Source organism: Hydrogenimonas sp. (genome assembly GCF_029933015.1).
GTDB lineage: Bacteria > Campylobacterota > Campylobacteria > Campylobacterales > Hydrogenimonadaceae > Hydrogenimonas.
Window position 1 is genome coordinate 10175 of sequence record NZ_JAOZOZ010000034.1, and the last position, 4876, is coordinate 15050.

Sequence of the window (4876 nt, forward strand, 5' to 3'; positions counted from 1 at the left end):
CTCAGGCGTCCGGTGAACTCGTCGACGATGACGATCTCGCCGTCCTTGACGACGTAGTCCACATCCCGTTCGAAGAGATGGTGGGCTTTGAGGGCCTGATCGAGATGGTGGGCCAAAATCGCGTTCTCCATCGCGTAGAGGTTGTCGACACCGAAGAGTTTCTCGGCTTTTTCGATCCCCTTTTCGGTCACCAGGATGACACGGTTCTTCTCGTCGACCGTGAAATCCTCGTCCCGGACCATCTGAAGGGCCACTTTGTCGGCTCTGACATAGTTGTCGAGTTTGCTTTTGGTGGGTCCGGAGATGATGAGCGGCGTACGCGCCTCGTCGATCAGGATCGAGTCCACTTCGTCGACGATGGCGTAGTAGTGCTCCCGCTGCACCATCTCGTCGAGGGAGTATTTCATGTTGTCACGCAGGTAGTCGAAACCGAACTCGTTGTTGGTACCGTAGGTGATGTCGGCGTCGTACTGCGCCTTGCGGGTGGCGTCGTCGGGGATGTCCGCCGTTATCGTTCCGACCGAGTAGCCGAGGAAATTGTAGATTTTCCCCATGTCGTTGGCGTCGCGTTTGGCCAGATAGTCGTTGACCGTGACGACGTGGACACCCTTGCCCAGCATCGCGTTGAGGACGACCGGAAGGGTGGCGACGAGGGTTTTACCCTCCCCCGTCTTCATTTCGGCGATCTTGTTGTCGTGGAGGACCATGCCCCCGATGAGCTGGACGTCGAAGTGGCGCATGCCCACGGTCCGCTTGGCCGCTTCACGGGTGATGGCGAAGGAGTCGAAGAGCACGTCGTCGAGGGTCTTCTCTCCGCTGAGAACACTCTCTTTGAGGGCGTTGAAGGACTCTTTGAGCTCCTCGTCGTCCATCTTTTCGTATTTCGGCTCGAGGGCGTTGATCTTTTTGACTTTTTTGGCATATTTTTTCAGTTCTCTGTCGTTGGCCGTTCCGACAATGGTACGAAAAACCGATTTTATCATTCTCATTTACCTTTTAAGTGGTGGGACAATCTGCATCTGTATTCTGGTAGCGGATTATTAAGCGCGCTATTTTATCACAATTTCACATAGCTTCCTATAAAATCGGACTATGCATAAAATAATCACAGCGCTATCACTTGCGACCGCCCTCTTCGCCTCTCTGCCTGTCCCGCAGCAGCTGCAGGCCGATTTCAACCAGACGGTTCTCAATACCGAAAACAACCAGACCCTCCACTACAGCGGCCATGTAGCCATGAAACTCCCCAACCGGGCCAAATGGAGCTACACCGTACCCGTCGCCAAAACCATCTGCCTCACCAAAGAGCGGGCATGGGTGATCGAGCCGGAGCTGGAACAGGCGACCCTCTACCGCCTCGACAGGACGATCCCCATTCTCGCGATCCTGGAAAAAGCGGAAAAGATCGGTGACAATCTCTACAAAGCGGAATACAACGGCATCGACTACACGATCCGCGTGGATGGGAAGAAGCGTCTCGAAAGCGTCGAATATACCGACGAGCTGGGAAACCGCGTCACGCTCCGCTTCGGGGCGATCGACACCTCACCGCTGGAGGATTCCCGACTGAAGTGTGACATCCCCGAAGATTACGACATCATCGACGGAAGATTCTGAAACCGCATTCGTCGTCTCAGTATTTGACGGGTTTCTGCCTGATCAGCTCCAGACACTTCTCGAGTGTCTCGGTCTGAAGACGGATATTCTGAATATAGACGAAATCGACCTCGATACCGTACTGCTTGTCCGCCAGTTCGATGATCATCTTTTTGAACTTCGCTTTTCCCTGGGAGGTCAGAAGCGTTTCGGCCCAGAAACTTCCCAACGCCGTCTGCACCACATCCATCAGCTGGATTTCGTTTCGTTCGATATCGCGACCCTGAAGCACGAGAGAGAGTTCGACATTGACGGGCTCGCCGTTTTTTTTCTGCAAAACCGTTGTTTCGAGCCGGTCCAGATGAAGCTGTCCCGCAAAAAGAAGCAAAGGAACGAGAAGAGATAGAAGGATTTTTTTCATGAAAGAGATCCCCTCAAGAGAGAGGCGGCCGGGAAACGCCGGCCGCTGAAAGTGCCGGAATTATCCGACCATGTAGTCGAGCGTCTCTTTGTCGACCTTGTCGAAGCTGAGATATTTGTAGACGTCTTCCTCTTTGCCGGCGATCGCCTGGGGCACGATTTCGAGGTACTCCTCTTTGCTGGGGATTTTGCCCAGCAGTGCACAGACAGCCGCGAGCTCTGCGGAGCCCAGATAGACCTGCGCCCCGTTTCCGAGGCGGTTGTCGAAGTTTCGCGTCGAGGTCGAGAAGACGGTGGCGTTGTCGCGAACACGCGCCTGGTTACCCATACAGAGTGAACATCCGGGGATTTCGGTACGCGCACCCGCCTGTCCGAAGATGGCGTAGTATCCCTCTTCGATCAGCTGCTTCTCGTCCATTTTGGTCGGCGGAGCGATCCACAGACGTGTCGGAACCTGGCCGCGGCCTTTGAGCACTTCACCCAGTGCGCGGAAAAGACCGATGTTTGTCATACAGGAGCCGACGAAGACCTCGTCGATGTTTTTCGGGCGCTTCGGATCGGCGAGCACTTCGCTCAGTGTCGCGACGTCGTCCGGATCGTTCGGGCACGCGACGATCGGTTCGGTCACTTCGTTCAGGTCGATCTCGATGACCGCCGCGTATTCGGCGTTTTCGTCCGGTTCCATCAGCGTCGGGTTCTCGAGCCATTTTTTCATGTTGTCGATGCGGCGCTGGATCGTACGCTTGTCTTCGTAGCCCTGTTCGATCATCGCTTCCAGCAGCTTGATGTTGGAGTTGATGTACTCGATGACCGGTTCTTTGTCCAGGCGTACCGTACAGGCCGCCGCGCTCCGCTCCGCTGAAGCGTCGGAGAGTTCGAACGCCTGCTCGCATTTGAGGAACGGCAGACCCTCGATCTCGAGAACGCGGCCGGCGAAGATGTTTTTCTTGCCTTTTTTCTCGACGGTCAGCAGTCCCTGCTTGATGGCGAAGTAGGGAATCGCGTTGACCAGGTCACGGAGCGTGATTCCCGGCTGCAGCTCGCCCTTGAAGCGTACCAGGACAGACTCGGGCATGTTCAGAGGCATCGTGCCGGTGACCGCCGCGAAAGCGACCAGACCCGAACCCGCGGGGAAGCTGATACCGATCGGGAAGCGGGTGTGGCTGTCGCCGCCCGTACCGACCGTGTCGGGAAGAACCATACGGTTGAGCCAGCTGTGGATGACGCCGTCGCCGGGACGCAGGATCACGCCGCCGCGGCTCGTCCAGAACGGAGGCAGCGTGTGCTGAAGCTCGACGTCCGACGGTTTCGGGTAGGCCGCCGTGTGACAGAAGGACTGCATGACCAGGTCGGCACCGAAGCTGAGTGCCGCCAGCTCTTTGATCTCGTCGCGGGTCATCGGACCGGTCGTGTCCTGGCTTCCGACGGTGGAGACTTGCGGCTCGACGTACATGCCGGGGCGTACACCCTCCATGCCGCACGCTTTGCCCACCATCTTCTGTGCCAGTGTATAGCCGACACCCTCTTTGCCCTCGGGCTGCTCGGGACGCGCGAAGATGTTCTCTTCACCCATACCGAGGACTTCGCGGGCTTTGCGGGTCAGGTTCCGGCCGATGATCAGCGGGATACGTCCGCCGGCGCGGAACTCGTCGGGTAGCGTGTTGGGCTTGAGCTTGAATTCGCTGACCACTTCGCCGTTTTTGTAGATCTTGCCTTCGTAGGGTTTGATCGTGATGACGTCGCCCATTTCGAGTTTGTCCACCGGCGCTTCGATCGGGAGCGCGCCGGAGTCTTCGGCCGTGTTGAAGAAGATCGGCGCGATGATTCCGCCGATGATGACACCGCCCGTACGCTTGTTGGGAACGCCGGGGATATCTTCGCCCAGGTGCCACTGGACCGAGTTGATACCCGATTTACGGGAAGACCCGGTACCGACGACATCGCCGACGTAGGCGACCGGATGGCCCTTCTCTTTGAGTTTCTTGATCGTACCGATCGGATCCTCCATCTTCGCGGCCAGCATGCTGTTGGCGTGAAGCGGAATGTCGCTTCGCGTGAAGGCTTCGCTCGCCGGTGAGAGGTCGTCCGTGTTGGTTTCACCCGGAACCTTGAAGACGGTGACGGTGATCTCTTCGGGAAGTTCGGGACGGTTCAGGAACCACTCGGCGTTCGCCCAGCTCTCCAGAACCTCTTTGGCGTATTTGTTGCCTTTGTCGGCGAGTTCCTTGACATCGTTGAAGGCGTCGTAGACGAGCAGCGTATGCTTGAGCTGATTGGCCGCTTCCTGGGCGATTTCAGGATCTTTGTGCTCCAGCGCGTCGACCAGGGGTTTGACGTTGAAACCGCCCAGCATCATGCCGAGCATCTTCACGGCTCGCAGCGGGGAGATGGCGGCCGTCTTCGCCTTGCCCTGGACGATGTCGTTCAGAAACGCGGCTTTGACGTAGGCCGCATCGTCGACTCCCGGGGGGACGCGGTTTTCGAGCAGATCGAGAAGCTTCTCCTCCTCGACGATCGGAATCTCTTTGAGAAGTTCGATAACCTGCGCGGTCTGCTCCGCGTTCAGCGGAAGCGGAGGAACGCCCAGCGCCTCGCGCTCTTTCACATGCTTTTCATAATCGGCCATAAAACCCATTATTTCTCCTTCATTATGGTGTGATCTGTCTATTTTATCAAAGAGTCGGTTATTTTCTTATGGGTTGTAACGATACGTAACAGGTAAATTTTCATGTGTGTTGAATGGTAACGTCGGAGTGAATGGTGAACGGGAAACGGGAAACGGGAAATGGGAAACGGGAAATGGAAAATGGAAATTTGACGTCCGTCAGCTTAAATCACGATGAGACGATATGCAAACACC

4 protein-coding genes are annotated in these 4876 nt (G+C 56.5%); 1 reads left to right on the forward strand and 3 read right to left on the reverse strand.

The window, feature by feature from the left end; translation table 11 throughout:
* Nucleotides 1-983: DEAD/DEAH box helicase (locus tag Q1K23_RS03960; protein ID WP_366522644.1), on the reverse strand; the 983-nt coding region annotated here is incomplete at its 3' end.
* Nucleotides 984-1092: 109 nt separating this feature from the next.
* Between Q1K23_RS03960 and lolA the strand changes: the two genes are divergently transcribed.
* Complete coding sequence (gene lolA / locus Q1K23_RS03965; protein ID WP_300362642.1) at nt 1093-1617, forward strand: LolA-like outer membrane lipoprotein chaperone; 525 nt, start codon at nt 1093-1095, stop codon at nt 1615-1617.
* A gap of 16 nt (nt 1618-1633) precedes the next feature.
* On the opposite strand, the gene Q1K23_RS03970 is transcribed toward lolA, so the two are convergent.
* On the reverse strand, nt 1634-2017 hold the full coding sequence (locus Q1K23_RS03970; protein ID WP_300362643.1) for a hypothetical protein: 384 nt from the start codon (nt 2015-2017) through the stop codon (nt 1634-1636).
* A gap of 60 nt (nt 2018-2077) precedes the next feature.
* Nucleotides 2078-4651: a bifunctional aconitate hydratase 2/2-methylisocitrate dehydratase gene (gene acnB, locus Q1K23_RS03975; protein WP_300362645.1), complete on the reverse strand. Its 2574-nt coding sequence runs from the start codon at nt 4649-4651 to the stop codon at nt 2078-2080.
* Between the last annotated feature and the right edge of the window lie 225 nt (nt 4652-4876).